Source organism: Aquiflexum sp., from assembly GCF_041751335.1.
In the GTDB taxonomy this organism is placed as follows: domain Bacteria; phylum Bacteroidota; class Bacteroidia; order Cytophagales; family Cyclobacteriaceae; genus Aquiflexum.
On the sequence record NZ_JBGSXS010000274.1, the window covers coordinates 1 to 19,196 of the forward strand.

At 39.4% G+C, this 19,196-nt stretch carries 16 protein-coding genes; 9 read left to right on the forward strand and 7 right to left on the reverse strand.

Annotated elements, in window-relative coordinates; translation table 11 throughout:
- On the forward strand, positions 1–1,045 hold a 1,045-nt coding region (gene rlmN, locus ACEW8U_RS15335; RefSeq protein WP_373522930.1), incomplete at its 5' end, for a 23S rRNA (adenine(2503)-C(2))-methyltransferase RlmN.
- A gap of 202 nt (positions 1,046–1,247) precedes the next feature.
- Entirely contained in the window at positions 1,248–1,715 is a 468-nt protein-coding gene (locus tag ACEW8U_RS15340; protein ID WP_373522931.1) for a hypothetical protein, read from the forward strand.
- A 4-nt stretch (positions 1,716–1,719) separates the two neighbouring features.
- On the opposite strand, the gene ACEW8U_RS15345 is transcribed toward ACEW8U_RS15340, so the two are convergent.
- The 4 genes from ACEW8U_RS15345 to ACEW8U_RS15360 are packed head-to-tail and all read right to left on the reverse strand — an operon-like array spanning position 1,720 to position 5,729.
- On the reverse strand, positions 1,720–2,649 hold the full coding sequence (locus ACEW8U_RS15345; RefSeq protein WP_373522932.1) for a rhomboid family intramembrane serine protease: 930 nt from the start codon (positions 2,647–2,649) through the stop codon (positions 1,720–1,722).
- 6 nt (positions 2,650–2,655) lie between these two features.
- The gene (locus tag ACEW8U_RS15350; protein ID WP_373522933.1) at positions 2,656–3,447 is read right to left on the reverse strand and encodes a rhomboid family intramembrane serine protease; all 792 of its coding nucleotides are present in this window, start codon (positions 3,445–3,447) and stop codon (positions 2,656–2,658) included.
- 3 nt (positions 3,448–3,450) lie between these two features.
- A complete protein-coding gene (gene mutL / locus ACEW8U_RS15355; protein WP_373522934.1) occupies positions 3,451–5,322 on the reverse strand; it encodes a DNA mismatch repair endonuclease MutL in 1,872 nt (623 codons plus the stop codon).
- Positions 5,319–5,729 carry a hypothetical protein gene (locus ACEW8U_RS15360; RefSeq protein WP_373522935.1) on the reverse strand — a complete coding sequence of 137 codons (411 nt, stop codon included), beginning with the start codon at positions 5,727–5,729 and terminating at the stop codon, positions 5,319–5,321. The genes mutL and ACEW8U_RS15360 overlap by 4 nt, the downstream gene beginning before the upstream one ends.
- Positions 5,730–5,893: 164 nt before the next feature.
- On the opposite strand from ACEW8U_RS15360, the gene ACEW8U_RS15365 reads away from it, so the two are divergent.
- From ACEW8U_RS15365 to ACEW8U_RS15375, 3 genes are all read left to right on the forward strand, one after another.
- On the forward strand, positions 5,894–8,905 hold the full coding sequence (locus ACEW8U_RS15365; protein WP_373522936.1) for a glycoside hydrolase family 3 N-terminal domain-containing protein: 3,012 nt from the start codon (positions 5,894–5,896) through the stop codon (positions 8,903–8,905).
- A gap of 66 nt (positions 8,906–8,971) precedes the next feature.
- Positions 8,972–10,117, forward strand: a complete 1,146-nt coding sequence (gene bshA, locus ACEW8U_RS15370) for an N-acetyl-alpha-D-glucosaminyl L-malate synthase BshA (RefSeq protein WP_373522937.1) — start codon at positions 8,972–8,974, stop codon at positions 10,115–10,117.
- Positions 10,118–10,258: 141 nt separating this feature from the next.
- Positions 10,259–10,897 carry a sterol desaturase family protein gene (locus ACEW8U_RS15375; RefSeq protein ID WP_373522938.1) on the forward strand — a complete coding sequence of 213 codons (639 nt, stop codon included), beginning with the start codon at positions 10,259–10,261 and terminating at the stop codon, positions 10,895–10,897.
- 142 nt (positions 10,898–11,039) lie between these two features.
- Here ACEW8U_RS15375 and ACEW8U_RS15380 read toward each other — a convergent pair whose 3' ends face one another.
- Positions 11,040–11,483, reverse strand: coding sequence for a hypothetical protein (locus ACEW8U_RS15380; RefSeq protein ID WP_373522939.1), 444 nt, complete (start codon positions 11,481–11,483; stop codon positions 11,040–11,042).
- A 97-nt stretch (positions 11,484–11,580) separates the two neighbouring features.
- Here ACEW8U_RS15380 and ACEW8U_RS15385 point away from each other — a divergent pair, with 97 nt between their 5' ends.
- Entirely contained in the window at positions 11,581–12,396 is an 816-nt protein-coding gene (locus tag ACEW8U_RS15385; protein WP_373522940.1) for an NAD(P)-binding domain-containing protein, read from the forward strand.
- Between the two features lie 128 nt (positions 12,397–12,524).
- Here ACEW8U_RS15385 and ACEW8U_RS15390 read toward each other — a convergent pair whose 3' ends face one another.
- Positions 12,525–13,709 carry a PQQ-dependent sugar dehydrogenase gene (locus tag ACEW8U_RS15390; protein ID WP_373522941.1) on the reverse strand — a complete coding sequence of 395 codons (1,185 nt, stop codon included), beginning with the start codon at positions 13,707–13,709 and terminating at the stop codon, positions 12,525–12,527.
- 129 nt (positions 13,710–13,838) lie between these two features.
- The gene (locus tag ACEW8U_RS15395; protein ID WP_373522942.1) at positions 13,839–15,077 is read right to left on the reverse strand and encodes a dipeptidase; all 1,239 of its coding nucleotides are present in this window, start codon (positions 15,075–15,077) and stop codon (positions 13,839–13,841) included.
- Positions 15,078–15,256: 179 nt separating this feature from the next.
- Here ACEW8U_RS15395 and ACEW8U_RS15400 point away from each other — a divergent pair, with 179 nt between their 5' ends.
- From ACEW8U_RS15400 to ACEW8U_RS15410, 3 genes are all read left to right on the forward strand, one after another.
- A complete protein-coding gene (locus ACEW8U_RS15400; RefSeq protein WP_373522943.1) occupies positions 15,257–16,972 on the forward strand; it encodes a hypothetical protein in 1,716 nt (571 codons plus the stop codon).
- Positions 16,973–17,143: 171 nt separating this feature from the next.
- Complete coding sequence (locus ACEW8U_RS15405; protein ID WP_373522944.1) at positions 17,144–18,145, forward strand: acyl-ACP desaturase; 1,002 nt, start codon at positions 17,144–17,146, stop codon at positions 18,143–18,145.
- A 94-nt stretch (positions 18,146–18,239) separates the two neighbouring features.
- A complete protein-coding gene (locus tag ACEW8U_RS15410) occupies positions 18,240–19,094 on the forward strand; it encodes a pirin family protein (protein ID WP_373522945.1) in 855 nt (284 codons plus the stop codon).
- Positions 19,095–19,196: the final 102 nt, after the last annotated feature.

Below are 19,196 nucleotides of genomic sequence, written 5' to 3' on the forward strand. Positions count from 1 at the left end.
GAGAGACATCAGAAAGTTTACACTTGAGCAGTTGGAGGAATTTTTTATTGCTCATGGAGAAAAGAAGTTCCGGGCCAAGCAGGTATATGAATGGCTGTGGAACAAGTCCCTGAAAAACTTTGATGACATGAGCAATATTTCCAAAGAAACCAGGGAAATGCTCAAAGAGAACTTCACCATCAACCACATACTGGTGGATCTGATGCAACACTCCACAGACGGAACCATCAAAAATGCCGTAAAGCTTTATGATGAGAAAATAGTAGAATCTGTCCTGATTCCCACGACCAAAAGAATCACCGCCTGTGTTTCCTCCCAGGTAGGTTGCAGCCTCGACTGTAACTTCTGTGCCACTGCAAGGCTTAAGCGCATGCGAAACCTGAATCCTGATGAAATCTACGATCAAGTGGTGGCCATTAAGGAAGAGGCAGAGACTTACTTCAACAGGCCCTTGACCAATATTGTGTTTATGGGTATGGGTGAACCGCTTCTCAATTATGCCAATGTCATCGAAGCCATAGACAAAATCACTTCTCCCGATGGCCTGGGCATGGCAGCGAGAAGGATCACACTTTCTACAGTCGGCATTCCCAAAATGATCAAAAAAATGGCAGATGATGAGGTGAAGTTCAACCTTGCCGTTTCCCTGCATTCTGCTATCAACGAGACTCGCACCCGGCTGATGCCGATCAATGAGGTCAATCCGTTAGAAGACCTTGCGGAGGCATTGAAGCATTGGTATCAAAAAACCAAAAGGAAAGTCACTTACGAATATGTGATTTGGGAAAGCATCAACGATAATGAGGAACATGCAAGGGCATTGGCGAAATTCTGTATAATCATCCCCTCCAAAGTCAATATCATCCAATACAATCCCATTGATGAGGGAGAATTCAGGCAGGCTTCCAAAGAAGCGGTAGAGATGTACGTGCGGATTTTAGAACAAAACGGTATTATAGCCAAGGTGCGCAAATCCCGTGGACAGGACATCGATGCAGCCTGTGGGCAATTGGCGAATAAGAATGAGGTGGCTCAGTTGGGCTAACAGACGTAGGTTGTTTCCCGCTAAGGCACAAAGACGCAAAGGGGAGGAAGGGTCAATCAAAACGTCACTTTGAAAATTTGCTGCAGGCAAGATTTAGTTCCGAATTGCGATCGATATTTTTCAGATAAATATGATTTTTCAAGTTTTCTCTTTCCTTTTCCAATGGTTTAAATAGTTTTGTACAGATTCAATTTCCAATTCCATGAAAAAATCACTTCTTTTCTTTTTGCTTAGCGTGTCCTTTCAATATGCCAATGCCCAGGAACAGGGGGATATTCGGCTTCAATTGGGAGTGGATTACAGGTTTCAGATCAATATTATTGGAGCCAATGCAGGTGCGGAATATTTCTTTGCGGATAGGTTTTCAATTGCCCCAAATTTCACCTATTGGTTTCCAAATGTCGGACGGGAGTCCAATCTGAATGTGGATCTGCGCTATTACCTTACAGAAGGAGTTTCTCAAATTTATTTGCTAGGAGGTTACAACAATCTTTGGCTCAACACCCAGCCGGGACTTCCTGGGACAACGATTTCTAGAGCAGGCGGTAATTTTGGGGTCGGGTCCTATTTTGACCTCATTGGCAATCTGGGGATGAATACTGAATTCAAAATACAAAGTCAAAACACTAGACAGACGGTTCTCAGGATAGCATTGGTTTATAGATTATAAAAAATCACTTTTTACTGAATTCAAAAAGCTTTCTTTTTTCTTCTTTGCTGAGGGCATCGTATCCTTTTTCGGCGATTTTGTCAAGAATCAGGTCGATTTCCTCTTGGGTCGCATCTTCAGTTTTTCCTGTCGTACTCTTTACAGATTTAGAAGGAGTCGGGTCAGGTGTGGTGGTAAAAGATTTCTTTTTTCTGTAAGTGACTTTTACAGAGGGCTTTTTTTCAAAAATATTAACAAAAAAGTTTCCGATAGCCTGAATCCAAGCACCTAAATCGATTCCTTTCTGAAGTTGATAAACATAAATGAAACCCAAAGCTGCACCTCCAAGATGCGCGAGTTCACCACCTGCATTCTCACCTGCCGAGTTGACAAACGCAATGAGCACATAGAAAATGGCGATATATTTGATCTTGACAGGACCAAGAAGAAGCAGAAAAAAGGTGGTATTTGGAGAAAGCGTGGCTGCTGCCACTACTACGGCATAAACACCCGCACTTGCCCCCAACATTCTGGAAGAACTCACCACTTCACTGAAATAGGGAGAAATATTGTACATCACTACATAGAGTAATGCTCCTGCCAATCCTCCAAGGATATAGATATTTGCCAATTTCCGGCTTCCCAGATATTCATGTAGCAACAGTCCAAACCAATACAGGAAAAGCATATTGAACAGGATATGGAATAATCCCTCATGAAAAAACATATAGGTCAATATCGACCAAGGTTGGGTCAAAATCTGAGATATATCCGCAGGCATCATCAAAAGAGACCTGAAACTCTGATATAGTGTGCCCGCCCCCGAAAAAGTAAAAAATACCCTTACCAACAGCATGGCAAAAAACACCAGAATGTTGATCGCAATGATCTTATACAAACTGTTGTTGTTTTGCTTGAAAGCGTTTCTAAGGTTTAACAAGAATCCTCCGTACATATTTAATCAATAAAAGTTTGTTCTGTCTTTTTTCCAATAAAATACAAGACCAGCACCGATCACTAATCCGCTCAAATGGGCAAAATGCGCTACATTGTCACTAGGGTTATTATTTAGAATCGAATACAAGGTATATAGTCCGTAAAATAAGACCAAATATTTGGCTTTCACAGGCATAGGAGGAAATAATAAAAACAACTGGGTATTGGGAAACAGCATTCCGAACGCAATCAATACTCCAAATAGGGCACCTGATGCACCTACCATTGGTATGTTGACCTGAATATCCCTGATACCCATCAGGTTTTCTTTTGCCCGCTGAATCAAACCGCTATCATCAGGATTTCTGCTATAGGCGTCGATAAAATCATAAACCCCTGATTTGAAAAAGTGTTTGTTGTCCTTTACAAAATCACTAAAAAGATCGGGGCTGGGATTTTCATAGAATGTAGCGATCTTATTATCCAATTGGTTTATTTTGAAAGCGGTATAACCTGAATACAACAAACCGGAACCCACCCCACAAACCATCCAAAGTATCAGTATTTTTTTAGGTCCAAGAAACTGTTCAAGTAAAGGCCCGAAAATAAACAGTCCGAACATATTGCTGAACAAATGCCAGAAATCTGCATGCATGAACATGTAAGTAAGGAACTGAAATGGCAAAAACCTCGAGCTGTTGACATAATATAGTGCAAAAATGGTCTTCAGCTGAGGCATAAGGAATGCTGTTACCACATAAATGCCTACCGTGATGAGCAAAAGGTTTTTGACTACAGGTGTTAGATTTCTAAACATATCTTATCTCGTAAAAAAACTTTGTATTTTAGGTAAATCCAATTTGACGAAGGTTTTGTTCCCAGCAAGACCATAATTTGGATTTTGACAGGCAAACAACTGACCTACGATGGTTTCCATTTCCGAAGCAGCCAATACATTTCCTTTTTTTATGGACGACCGTCTTGCCAAGGAACGCGCCAAGTTCTCCCTGTTATCCAAGGAGAGTTCGGACTTGAAATGTTTGAATTGATCGATCAAACCTTCAAATAACCGTTTTTCATTGGTCACATAGATATCAGCCGGAACACCCTGGATTAATATGGTGCTTTTCCCAAATTCCTCAATGACAAAGCCCAAACTGTGGAGCTCGTCAAGTATATCCATTACCAAAGCAAAGTCTGACTGTCCCAATTGGATATGTTGCGGGAAGAGACATTGCTGCGAAGCTCCTGCAGCTTTGGTCAGTTGCTTGGTGTATTTTTCGTAAAGTATCCTTTCATGCGCAGCCTGTTGGTCGATAATGAGCAGGCCTGAAGACATCTGCGCGACAATATAATTGTTTTCTACCTGAAATGTTGTTCCGGATTTTCTTCCTTCGTTCAATTTGCCCATATCCTCATTTGCTTTTGAGGAGAAAGTCAGGACATCATCTTGATCCTCAATGACATGGGCTTTAATTTCTTTGATCATATTCAGGTTTTCACCGCTTTCGAAAAGTTTTTCCCATCCCGAAACAGCCTGTTTTTTGAATGCCGGACTTTGAAAAGTCTTGTATTTATTCTCCGGACCGATAGTGTCTGGTTTATACGCATTTTCAACACCGACTTTTTCGGACTGTACTTTGTTGTTGTCCCAGGTTTCATTGAAGTTCACATCAAGTCCAAAATTTAAAGAAGGGACGACATTGTGGGCACCTAAAGCTTGTTTTACAGCAGACCTGACCACCCCATAGACTGTCCTTTCGTCATCAAATTTGATCTCGGTTTTGGTGGGGTGAACATTGATGTCAATATGACTGGGGTCAATATCCAAAAACAGCACATAGAAAGGGTGCATATCAGAAGCCATCAATCCTTCATAGGAATTGACTACTGCATGGTGGAGGTAGTTGTTTTTGATATACCGGTTATTGACAAAAAAATATTGGTCACCACGGGATTTTTTGGCAGATTCCGGTTTTCCGATATACCCCTTAATGTTAAGGTGTGGCGTGTCCTCAATGCAGGCCACCAGATGGTTTTGAAATGATCTACCAGATATACCTACAATCCTTTGGCTGAGTTTTCCTGGAGACAGGTTAAAGAGTTCCATGTCATTCTGCATAAATGTGAACCCAATTTCAGGATAGGAAAGGGCGACCCGCTGAAATTCCTCCACTATGTGTTTCATTTCCACTGCATTGGATTTTAGAAAATTCCTTCTTGCAGGCACGTTGAAAAATAGGTTTTTCACCGCAATGGAAGTTCCCTCTTGTGTAGCAATGGGTTCCTGCTTTTTCACTTCTGAACCTTCAATTTGGAGCATTGTGCCAAGTTCCTCGCCCCGCAGTCTGGTTTTCATTTCCACTTGGGCGACGGCTGCAATAGAAGCAAGCGCTTCTCCCCGAAACCCAAAAGTGCGTATGGCAAAAAGATCCTCTGAGGTTCTGATTTTGGATGTAGCGTGTCTTTCAAAGCTCATCCTGGCATCTGTCATTGACATCCCTTTACCGTTGTCAATGACCTGAATAAGATTCTTTCCACCTTCTTTCACTAACACATTGACCATGGTGGCCCCAGCATCCACGGCATTTTCCATCAGTTCTTTCAATGCTGAAGCAGGCCTTTGTACTACCTCCCCCGCAGCGATCTGATTTGCAATGGCATCCGGAAGAAGTTGAATAATGTCATTCATGGGCGGCTTTTTCCTTTTAATCTGAAAAATAAATAAACCAAACCAACGCCCACAAAAATATACAATATGGTGTACAGTGCATCTGGTCCCAAATAAACATATCCAAAGAAAGCTCCCAAAAGAACGAGGAAAATAATCAAACGGATCATCCCGGCGCTGTTTATCATGGCAGATGGTCTTCCTTTGATGGGGCTGCCCTGCGTAAATGCTCCCTTGATAGAAGATCCGTAATCTCGGTTTAAGGCTTCTTGGTTCTCATTTTCCAAAGGAAGTTTCCCATCTGCCTGAAGCTCTCTTTTGATTTTCGCAGTACGCTGTTCAATTTCTTCTTTTACAGGATCGTAATATCTAGGCTTGATTTCAAACCGCGTGTGGCTGTATGTTCTGAAAATAGAGGGGAATTTCATTTTGGGATTTTATTCAAATGGATCTGTACAATTTTATTCAAAATCTTTTCCCAAAAATCAAAAATTGATCCCTGGCCTTGAATATTCCGTGTAAGTTTGTACAATTGAGTGTATATTGATACAAAGTTATTTTAAAATTCAAGCAATAAAAATTAAACAGCAGCATGAATGTAAAAGTTTGGAGTGTTCTGATTGCATTTTTGGTGATTTTTCAATCAGATGCTGTTTTGGGTTTGGAAAAGTCTGATGCAAAAATTTTAAAAGAAGACAAGGATCCATTTATTTCATTAAACGAAAACAGGCAAAGGGCTTGGGTTGACAGTGTTTTTGAACATCAGGATTTTGAAGATCGCCTCGGACAGCTTTTTATGGTCGCTGCGTATTCCAATAAGGATGAAAGACATAAGCAGGATCTAGCCAGGTTGGTAACAGAACATAATATTGGTGGTTTGATATTTTTTCAGGGAGGGCCGGTGAGACAGGCCAACCTGACCAATTATTTCCAGTCCATTAGTAGCGTACCTTTATTCATTGCCATGGATGCAGAGTGGGGGGTAAGCATGAGATTGGACTCTGTGATTACTTTCCCAAAAGCAATGACATTGGGGGCATTACCAGATGAAGACCTTATTTATGAAATGGGGAAAGAAATTGCCCATCAATTCAAGGAATTGGGTATGCATATTAATTTCGCACCTGTGGTAGATGTCAATTCCAACCCCAACAATCCCGTGATCGGATACAGGGCATTTGGGGAAGAAAAAAGACTGGTAGCAAGAAAATCTATCGCTTACATGAAAGGACTTCAGGATCATGGAGTCATGGCAAATGCCAAGCATTTTCCCGGGCATGGGGATACGGAGTCTGATTCCCACATTACATTACCTATAATAAGGCATTCCGAAACTAGAATTAAGGATATTGATCTTTATCCTTATAGGGAAATGATCGACAATGACCTGATGAGTGTCATGGTGGCACATTTGCATATACCAAGCATGGATAGTGAAAGGAACAAAGCTACTTCACTTTCAAAATATGTGGTCACCGATCTTCTCAAAAGACAGATGAACTTTAACGGATTGGTATTTACAGATGCCCTGAACATGAAGGGGGTCAGCAGCTATGTCAAGCCGGGGGAGGTTGAGTTGCAGGCATTACTCGCGGGAAATGATGTGTTGGTTTTTTCTCAAGATGTACCCAAATCAAAGGCTTTGATTCTTCAAGCTGTGGCCGAAGGCAAAATTTCCCAGGAAGAAATAGATGAAAGAATAAGAAAAATTTTGAAGGCCAAATTTTGGGCAGGATTAGAAAGGACCGAAAAGATAGAGACCAAAAATCTGATTGAAAGGCTCAATGCTCCATCTGCTGAATTACTTGCTGAGAAGTTATATGCAAGTGCTATTACTGTCACCTCCAATAAGGATGATTTCCTTCCAATTCGACAATTGGACCTTAAGAAAATAGCTTCTTTGACAATAGGTGGAAATGGCTTGGAATTTCAAAAGAAGCTTGACAAATATGCTCCTTTTGAGCATTTCCAGATCACCAAAGGATTAGATGCAGGCAGTCTTGATAATATTGAGAAAAAGCTGAAAGATTTTGATACAGTTATCATTGGTGTCATGGGCATATCCAATAGCCCAAGCAGAGGTTTTGGGGTGACCATGACGGATTTTAATTTTATCAAAAGGCTAGGGCAGGAGAAAAATGTGGTTTTGATTACATTTGGAAATGCGTACGCTACCAAATATGTTCCAGAATTGCCCCATAATATTTTGGCTTATGAAAATAACACTTTCACCCAAAGACTGGTACCTGAAATTATTTTTGGGGCAAGAAATGCCCATGGGATTTTGCCCGTTTCCATTAATCTGAATCTTAGGTCAGGGGCCGGTGGATATTTGCCGGGATTGGGAAGACTGGCATACAGCATTCCCGAAAGCCAAGGGATGAACAGCAAAGTGCTGGCAAAAATAGATACAGTCATGGAAATCAGTATCAAAAGGAAGGCATTTCCAGGAGGGGTGGTCTTGGTTGCCAAGAATGGACAGGTAGTATTTGAAAAAGCCTATGGGCACTATGATTACAGTAAAACCAAGGCAGTAACCACAGAAACTGTTTATGACTTGGCCTCCATTACAAAAGTTTTAGCTACCACCCAGGCCGTCATGTTCTTGGCGAGCCGTGGCGTGATTGACATTGATAAGCCTATCGGGAGGTATATCCCTGAATTAAGAAATACCAATAAAGAGGACTTGATTATTAAAGATATTTTAGCGCATGAGGCTGGTTTGGTTGCATTCATCCCCCATTATGCCAAAACTGTGGAAGCAGGTTCATGGAAAACGGATTATTATAGAACAAAGTCTGAACCGGGATATTCAATGCCGGTCTCCAATGATATGTATGGAGTTAATTCTTTGAAGGATAGTTTATGGATTTGGACTGTGAAATCAGACCTTAGAAAACCTGATCCGGGAAGAAGAAGATATGGTTATGTTTATTCTGATCTCACCATGTATTTAATGCAGGCTTTGGTCGAAAAAATGACCAATCAGCCCATGGATGAGTTTTTGGATCAGAATATTTATGCCCCTTTGGGATTGCATACCATGTCATTTAATCCAATGAAAAAGTATTCCAAAGATTTGATTGCCCCTACCGAAGATGATATTACTTGGAGAAAAAGGCTTGTTCATGGTTATGTTCATGATCAGGGAGCAGCCATGTATGGTGGTGTAGCTGGTCATGCTGGTTTATTTGGTAAAGCCAATGATTTGGCTGTGATGATGCAGATGATGCTCAATGGGGGAAAATATGGAGATGTGTATTTCTTGGATGAAAAAACCATTAAGGATTTTACGAAAAGACAATCAATCCAAAGTAGAAGGGGTTGGGGCTGGGATAAACCTGAACCTGAAAGAGGAAAAGGAGGCAGTGCTGGTGCTTTGGCACCAAAAAGTACTTTTGGACATACCGGTTTTACAGGTACATGTGTTTGGGCAGATCCTGACAACGACCTGATTTTCGTTTTTCTTTCCAATAGGGTTCACCCTGATGCCAATAATACCACCTTACTCAAAGACGGGGTAAGGCCAGAAATCCATGACATTATTTACCAATCCATGAGAAATCCTTCTGAACAAAAAGGATTTTGGAATTTAATGGAATAAACATTGAACAAAATCACATCATTGCTGTGTTTAATATTTTGTTGATATATTTTAAAAATCATATTCATGAAAATCGGGATCGTTTGTTATCCAACCTTTGGTGGAAGCGGTGTGGTAGCTACTGAGTTAGGGAAAGCCTTGGCGAAAGAAGGGCATCAAATTCATTTTATCACTTATAGCCAACCTACTCGGTTGGATTTTTTTAATCAAAATCTCTTCTATCATGAGGTGGATATTAAAAGTTATCCTCTTTTTGAACATGCTCCGTATGAATTGGCACTTGCCAGTAAAATGGTGAATGTGGTAAAATATGAGGGTCTGGATTTGCTTCATGTTCATTATGCCATACCACATGCTTCAGCAGCCTATATGGCAAAGCAGATTCTGAAAGAGCAAGGAATTTATATTCCTGTAATGACTACATTACATGGTACAGACATTACCTTGGTGGGTAAGGATCCTAGTTATGAACCAGTGGTCACTTTCAGTATCAATCAATCAGATGCTGTTACTGCTGTATCCGAGGATCTCCGAAAATCAACTTTTGAACATTTTGATATCAGAAAGCGAATTGATGTTATTCCAAATTTCATTGATCTCGAAAGGTTCAAAAGGCAAAAAAAAGAACATTTCAAGTTGGCAATTTGCCCTCACGGGGAGAAACTACTTGTTCATACCTCAAATTTTAGGAAAGTAAAAAGAGTGGAGGATGTGATCAAGGTTTTTTATGAATTGAGGAAGAAAATTCCAGCCAAACTTTTGCTGGTTGGAGATGGACCTGAAAGAGATAAAATGGAGAGGCTTTGCCGTGAATTGGGTACTTGTGATGATGTTCGTTTTCTGGGAAAACTTGAAGCGGTAGAAGAGGTGCTTTCAGTTTGTGATTTGTTTGTGATGCCATCTGAAAAAGAGAGCTTTGGGCTCGCTGCTTTGGAAGCAATGGCATGTGAGGTACCTGTATTAAGTTCTGATGTAGGTGGAATTCCTGAATTAAATATCAATGGGGAAACGGGCTTTACCTGCAAAGTGGGAGATGTGAAAGAAATGACCAAAAGAGCATTGGAAATTCTTGACGAGAAAAATCTTCCTGGTTTCAAAGCTAGGGCTTTGGCAAGGGCAAAGGAGTTCGATGTATCAGTCATATTACCTTTGTATGAGGCATTATATCATCAAACCATTGAAGAATCGAAGCAATTTGTATTTGAAAGGTGATTAAAATCACGAAGTATTGAATACAATAAACATCATTTATTTTCTTCTTTTGTAATATATTCGGAAATTAGTTTAATTCAATGTCAGTTTTTGGACAACTGACATTTTGTTAAAGTTTTTTATTAAGTAAAAGAAACGCCAATGACTACCTTAAAGAAAATCGGAAGACTGGACAGGCCAGATAATAACGGATCAGCTCAGATATTTCAAAATCCTTTAATGGAGAAGCTTACAAAAACCCATATTAGTATTCCTATCATCATGTATTTTGTTGTTGCATCGGTATCATTGTACTATGCTTTCACATCCACAGAAATCAAGGCCTTATATGGATTAACAGTATTTCTAATGGGAGTATTTGGTTTTACTTTGCTGGAGTATATGATGCACAGGTACTTTTTTCATATGGAACCTGATACACCTGTCAAAGACAAGATTCAGTATTCGGTTCATGGAGTCCATCATGATTACCCTAAGGATAAGGGCAGGCTGACTATGCCTCCTTTTATCAGTCTGGCATATGCTGTTATTTTTTATGCAGTTTTTACCCTGATTATGGGTGATTATGCGCTATACTTTCTTCCGGGCTTCATGGTGGGGTATGCCGCTTATTTGGGAGTCCATTACATTGTACATGCATATCAGCCACCTAATAATTTTCTAAAAGTCCTTTGGGTCAATCATGCCATTCATCATTATAAAGACCCTGATGTGGCATTTGGAGTGAGTTCTCCACTTTGGGATTTTATTTTGGGCACGATGCCTAAAAGAGAAAAATGAAAATAATGAATATCCGCCCATTTGAGTTGTGGATGTTCTTACCAAAATTGGTTAGAAGACCAAAGACGGAAGACCGAATAAAGCTTAAATTTTGATTTTGCGCATTTTTTCTTATTTGGTTTTCATTAACCAAAAAACGGATCTACGGTACTTCATCAGCTTTTTTATCTAGATATCGCAATGAAAATCTCTCTTTAAATTCGACATAACTAATTGAGTCCTTTATACTTTCGAAGAAATCCAATGGTATATCTATTTTAAAGTAAGTGATTGTTTCCAGGCTGTCCTTGATTGTAAAAAGTTCTTTTTCTATCTCGGTTATTTGCCAAATCCTTTCCATTCCTGCTGCATTACTCACAATAAGAATATTTTCCTGAACATGATAATCGTAACCTATGGGACCAATATTTTCATGATTCAATACGATCAGGGTATCATTGATGTATAATTCATAATAAGTAGAATCTTGTTCGAATCCATACCAATTACCCAAAAGAGCGTTGTTTTTGTCTCTTTCCCCACAGGAAATAATAACCAATCCCAATAAGATTGACCTAAACAGACTCAAAAAATGTTTGCGTATCATTACCATAAAACTTTTGCTGCCTAATTGCATTTATTTTTAGTTCTATATTTGTTGAACATTGAATTTACCGAAAATTTAAAAATATATCATCCTTTTTATGACATCAGTTTCTATTATTGGTTTGGGTTGGCTGGGCCTGCCCCTTGCAAATTATCTCAAAGAAAATAATTTTGAGGTAAAAGGCAGTACCACTAGTCCTGAAAAAATGGAAAAATTGAACGCTAAAGGAATTTCTACCTTTTTACTAAAATTATTGCCTCATCCTGAGGGGAAGGGCTTTATGAAATTATTTGAATCTGATATTTTGTTTATGAATGTACCTCCTAGAAGCAGGACAATGCCTGAAACATTTCATCCTGAACAGATCAAATTCCTCAAATCTATGGCTTTACAGACAGGAGTAAAGAAAATCATTTATATCAGTTCTACTTCAATTTATCCTGATCAAAACAGAGAACTTGACGAAACTTTTACATTGACCAAAGAAAATACAGGAAACACTGCTCTTTATCAGGCTGAAAATATACTGCTTCAAGATCAGGATTATGATTTGAGCATCATCAGGTTTGGCGGATTGCTAGGAGTGGACCGGGTTCCAGGCAAATATTTTTCGGGTAAAATAAATGTAATCGGAGATAGCCCTGTCAATTATATCCATAGAGATGATGCAGTAGGCATATCATCATGGGTAATAGAAAAAAATCTTTGGAATCAGGTTTTCAATGGGGTAGCACCATTTCACCCCAAACGCAAATTGGTCTACGAAAAGAATGCTTTGGATCTTGGATTTCCGCCACCTAGCAGTTATGCACCAGAAGGGGATTCTACCTGGAAGCAGTTGTCTTCTCAAAAGATTCAATCATCAGGTTATGAGTTTAAAATTCCAGACCCACTTGATTTTTGGTATTCTTGATTCCTTGTCGGGTTCGAAATAGGCAAAAAAATAAAACCCTATCAATTCGAAAGGGTTTTATTTTTTGCAATAAGTTTGAACTAGTTTTTAATTTTTCGAGAATTACCTTTCTCAATATTTCAATCAATTCAATCACGAGGTTGTACTGGGATTGCATTAGATTTTTCACGAACCAATTTAATCAAAAGGCCAGTAACTTCTGTCATGGCATATATGTAACCTTCAGGACTTTCGGACACTTGTCTTACCCTTCCGATGTCCTTCAATAAGGTTTCCTCTCCAACGGCTTTTATACCATCAAGCTCTACCCTTGCGATCTGCTGTCCTGCCAAACCTGCTACCAATACATTTCCTTTCCATTCAGGGTATTTATCTGAAGTTACCAAAGTCATCCCGCAGGTAGCTATTGAAGGCACCCAATAGGTGACAGGTTGTTCCATTCCTTCTTTTTCAGTAAACTCGGTGAGGACTGTCCCATCATAGTTGATGCCATAAGAGATGACCGGCCAACCATAGTTTTTTCCTTTTTGGATCAAATTAAGTTCATCTCCTCCTTTGGGACCATGTTCGACAGCCCAAATCCGGTCGTTGGCTTTGTCATAAATCATCCCCTGTGGATTTCTGTTGCCATAAGTCCAAATTGAGGGGGATGCTCCTGCCGTATTTACAAATGGATTATCTGTAGGGATGCGTCCATCATCATGGATTCTGTGGATTTTGCCATGATCTGTGTCCAATTCCTGTGCATTCATAGGTCTTGAACCTTTATCACCATTGGAGAAAAAGAGGTAGTTGTCTTTATCAAAAATTATCCTAGAACCAAAGTGTCTTCCGCCCTTCCATTCAGGATTGGCTTCAAATATTTCCTCCAGATTTTCCAAGGCATTGCCATTTAGTTTTGCTCTTGAAATGACCAATACTTCGCCTTCTCCTTTTGTCCTTGCATAGGACAAATAGATCCAGCCATTTGTTTGGTAATCCGGGTGAATGGTGATGTCCAATAAACCTGCTTGGTTTACTTCGGAAACAGCCGGTACGCCAGAAAGTTTCTCGCCTGTGTATTTATCATCCTTGAAAATCAGAATTTCTCCCTTTCTTTCTGTTACGAGCATTCTCCCATCCGGAAGCCATGTCATTCCCCAAGGGTTTTCAAAATCGGTAAATAAGGTGTCGACTCTGAGCGTTAATTTTTCAGTTTCTATTGCAAATGGGGATGGTTCTGACTCAGTTTCAGATACTTCTTTTTCAGCACAAGAGGCAAAAAGAAATAATCCGCCTGCCAGAATAAAAGATAAATTTATAAATTTTTTCATATATTTTGAATCGTTTAAGCTGCAAAAATAAGTAATTTATTGATGAATTGTTTGCTTCATTTTATAAACGGCTTATTGTTATTTTATCTATTTTTCAAGAAGTGGGATTTACTGATATCTTCAAAACGATCACTTGGCAGCAGCAATAACTTGATCCCAAACTCTGAAGATATTTTTATAGCAGATTTTTTCCACATCCTCTCTAGAGTAGCCTCTTTTTAGCAATTCTGCAATCAGATTGGGGTACATGGAAACATCCTTTAAGCCTGTTGGAAGGCTGTCTCCCACACCATCAAAATCGGAACCTAAGCCAATATGATCAATTCCTACAATTGCTTTAACATGGTCAATGTGGTCCGCAACTTTGGAGACATTAGGAAAAGGGTTGTTTTCAGCAGTATAATCTTGGATGTAAGCCTGGGCAGCAGAATCCGATCTGCTCAAACCACTCTCTGCAAGCCAGTTTATCAGGTGTTCTCTAACCTCTCTTGAACGCTCATTGTAATCTCCATCTATAAAACTTCCTCCAAAATTGATCATGATCACGCCACCGTTTATTCCCAGTTCCTTGATCATGTCATCATCCATATTTCTTTCAAAGCCGGGTGTAAAAGCCCTGGCAGAAGAATGTGAAGCGATGACAGGTACGTCGGTGATTTTGACCACATCATAGAATGTGTCATCTGATACATGGGAAATATCCACCATGATACCGGTCTTATTCATTTCCTTGACCACCTCCTTACCATATTCACTTAATCCGCCATGGGTTCTTGTTGTATCATAAGATGAATCTCCTATCAGGTTGTCTTTACCATGGGTAAGTGTGATGTACCTGATGCCTTTATCATAGAAATATTTGACATTGTTGATATCATCCTCCAATGCGGCACCATTTTCCATACCCATGGGAAAAGATATTTTACCTTCTTCAGTATTTTTTTTGATATCATCAGGAGACTTTGCGTTGGCAAACTTGTCAGGCCAGGTATCACACAATCTTTCAGTCATCAAAATAAGGGAGTCAGCCAATGCTTTGGCACCACCTCTATCCTGATAAATGGCAGGAATATATATGGACATAAAGGGTGCGTCCAGGCCACCTTCTTTTGATCGGGGAAAGTCGAAATTTCCCCCGTCTGTCCTGACGGAAACATCCAATATTTCTCTTTGTAGGGTAAATCCGCCTACCTTCATTCTATAAGGTAAGTCGACATGTCCATCTACCATGATGGTGTTTTGGGCCATTTCTTTGGCGATGGTCAATCTTTCATCATCTGTCAGTAATGTATAATCTACAATTTCAGAATTCTCTCCACAGGAGAGAAGGATGGCAGATGCAATAAATGCGAATAATGATCTTTTCATATTGTTGATGGTTGAATTATGAATTTAAACTTTCTTCTGTTATATAATCTTTCCAGATATATAGGCGGTAGAATCTTTGGGTAAAAAACAGTATTTGCCCGTTTATGTAATAAGATGTTACTTGGAAAATATCAATTTAAAATTTGTAGTATCTTCATTTTCCACCTAAACAAATTATCATGAGGTATTTTCCGATTTTCATTTTTCTGATATTGATTTCCTGTCAGTCTAATCCAATTCCAGAGGTGAGGATAAAAGTATCCGAGGAATTGTCTAAAGAACTGAAAGATGGACGTTTAATTTTGCTTTTTTACCATAGTGATAAAACAGAACCAAGATTTGCTGTAAGTGATGATATCGGTTCCGCCCAAGTCATCGGGATGGATTTTCAGGATTATCAATCAGGGCAACCACTTAGCCTCGATCTAACTGAATTTGGCTATCCCATTGAAAAATATCAGCATATCCCAGAAGGGGAATATTGGGTTCAGGCATATATAGTTAAGCATGAAACCTTCAAAAGGTCCGATGGACATACCATCAAAATGCCCATGGACCAATGGGAGGGAAGACAATGGAACAGAACCCCCGGCAATATTTACAGCACACCCAAAAAAATAAAGTGGGATGGAAAAGCAGCTCTTGACCTTACTATCGATCAGATCAATCCTCCCGTCACTGAACCAGAGGATACTGAATTTATCAAGCATATCAAATTTAAGAGCGAGTTGTTGTCTGAGTTTTGGGGAAGGGATATTTACCTTGGGGCACATGTCCTGATTCCAAGGGATTTTGATAAAAATCCAAATGAATATTATCCATTGATGATTTACCATGGACATTTCCCTTCAGATTTTGGTGGATTTAGGACTACTCCTCCTGATGAAGATTTGGAGGAAGATTATAATGCAAGGTTTAATATCTATGGTTACAAAAAGATAGAACAACAGGAAGCTTATGATTTTTACCAAAAATGGATTTCGCCCAATTTTCAAAAGTTCATAGTTATTGAAATTCAGCATGCCAATCCATTTTATGATGACAGTTATGCGGTAAATTCCCAAAATATTGGACCTTATGGGGATGCAATAACCTATGAATTGATCCCGCACATTGAAGAACAATTTAGAGGTATTGGAGAAGGCTGGTCAAGATTTGTGTATGGAGGTTCTACCGGCGGTTGGGAAGCTTTGGCTGTTCAGGTCATGTATCCAAATGAGTATAATGGTTGTTTTGCTGCCTGTCCAGACCCTATTGATTTCAGGGCATTCACCACTGTTAATATATATGAGGAAGAAAACGCCTATTTTCTAAATGGCCCATTTAGGACTACAGAGCGTGTGGGAAAAAGAAATTATCTTGGTCATGTATCCGCCATGCTCAAAGACATGAATCACAAGGAACTTGCATTGGGCGGTACTAATAGTAGGTCCGGGGATCAATGGGATATTTGGCAATCTGTATATTCTCCAGTGGGTGAAGATGGATATCCAAAACCAATCTGGGACAGGTATTCCGGTAAAATCGACAAGGAAGTGGCCGAACACTGGCAGGAAAATTTTGATCTTCGCTATATCATGGAAAGAGATTGGTCCAAACTGGGCAAGGATCTGGAAGGCAAAATCCATATCTATTGTGGCGATATGGATAATTATTACCTCAACAATGCGGTTTACCTTACAGAAGATTTTCTTGAAAGTACAACTGATCCCTACTATGGTGGTGAGGTACTTTATGGAGATCGGGCCGAACATTGCTGGAACGGAGATCCAGAACTTCCGAACTATATTACGAGATTAAGGTATAATACTATGTACCTAGAAAAAATAGGGGAAAGATTAAATGCCACATCCCCTCCAAACTTTAATAAGAAAACGTGGGTTTTACAGAAATAATGCTTTCACATGGGTGGAAACCTATTATAGAAATCGGGTTTCTTTCCATTTAATCCCATTATTTGTCATTACCTTTATAATCATTTGGCTATGACATTTAGATTCAAGCTGCTAAAAATACCATAATATATGGTTGGCGGTTTTAATTATTTAAGTCAAAATTTTACTATCATGAATAGATCAGAACACATAGATTACGAATTGGAAAAAAACATGGAAGTCATTTCCCAATTGGATGGCTTCGTCAATAATGCAGTGGATACTGTGTTGGTTGACCCTGATGATTGCTGGCAACCATCGGATTTTTTACCTGATATGGGGGAACAGGATGCTTTCGATGAGGTTAAGAAACTTCAGGAAAGAGCTGCGGGAATTCCCGATACGATCATTACATCTTTGATCGGTAATATGATTACGGAAGAAGCGTTGCCCAGCTATCAGACCTATTTCAATTTATTGGAAGGCATCAATGTAGAAGGAAGTCTCTTGAGCAATTCAGGTTGGGTGAGATGGTCCAAAGCATGGACCTCAGAGGAAAACCGTCATGGAGATCTCCTCAACAAGTACTTGTACCTGTCAGGTAGGGCCGATATGAAAAAAGTCGAACAGACGATTCACAGATTGATTTACAATGGTTTTGATCCAAAATCTGAAAAAGATCCATATCAAGCCATGATATATACCTCTTTTCAGGAAAGAGCGACAAAAATCTCCCATGTCAATACAGGGAAACTAGCCCAGAAAGCGGGGGATGATGTATTGTCCAGAATTTGCAAGACGATTGCAGGAGATGAAGCCAGACATGAGAAAGCTTATAAAAGTTTTATGAGTGAAATCTTCGTAATTGACCCAAATGGGGCAGTTATGGCTTTTGAAAAAATGATGCGAAAGCAAATAGTGATGCCAGCAGTTTTGATGGGCAAAGGAAGCAGTAATCCAACGCTATTTGACCAGTTTTCGGCGATTACACAGAAAGTAGGAATTTATACAGGTTGGGATTATGCTAGAATTATTGATCATTTGGTGAAATTATGGGACATCGAAAACCTTACCGGACTCAACGATGTAGCATCAAAAGCCCAAGATTATCTTTCGAATTTGGGAGACAGGTATTTGCGTTTAGCAGATAGGATGAAAGCTCCTGATGAAATCTCACTAGCTTGGTTAAAATAACAAATAAGAAGCCTGAAGAAATTCAGGTTTTTTTTTGACCCTTTACGGAACAAATTCAGGTTTTTTTACATTTAATGTATATACATGAAATATTATGAAAACTATCAAAGAAATCCATAAAGCCAGTTATCATCCCATAGCGGATTTGATTACTTACAATCCTTTGCCTTCACCAAAGTTGAGGCAGATTGACCCCTTCATTTTTCTCAATCACCATGGACACCAAACCTATCCCAAAAACAACAATGGTTTGCCATTTGGACCCCATCCCCATAGGGGAATGGAAACAGTCACCTTCATTTTGGAAGGCGATATTATGCACAAAGATTCGGGAGGTCATGAATCGGTCATTGAAGCCGGAGGAATCCAATGGATGACTGCAGGAAGAGGATTGATTCATGCTGAAGTTTCATCAGCAAAATTCAAGAAAGAAGGTGGAGACCTTGAAATCTTACAACTTTGGCTAAACCTTCCTGCCAATTTAAAAATGGCGGAACCCAGATATTTTGGTTTGCAGAAGGATGACATCACTCATTTTAATTTGGATAATGAAAAGGTAAAAGTTCAATTGATTGCAGGGGAATGGGAAAATAAGAAAGGATCTTTTAATACGCTTTGGCCAATTTTTTTAAGTACAATATTTATTGACAAAGGAGGAAAGTTTTCAAAAAATATTCCCAAAGAAGAAAATGTATTTTTCTATGTTGTCCGGGGTAAAGTCAAGGTGATGGGAGAGGAAATCCCTTACAGAAATCTGATTGAGTTCAATAATAATGCTGATTCCATAGCCGTAGAGGCGACTGAAGATTCAGTGATCGTCCTGGGACATGCCAAGCCATTCAATGAACCTTTGGTGGCCCAAGGGCCATTTGTCATGAATACTCAGGAGGAAATCAGGCAGGCATATCAGGATTATCAACAGGGGAAATTCGGTTCTTGGCAGGATTAAAAATGAAAGTGGCCGTCTTTTCAGAGCGGCCACTTTTATGTTTAAAAATTAATAACATTTTTATGCAGGTCATTTAAACCTGAAAAAGTTGCTTAATCACCC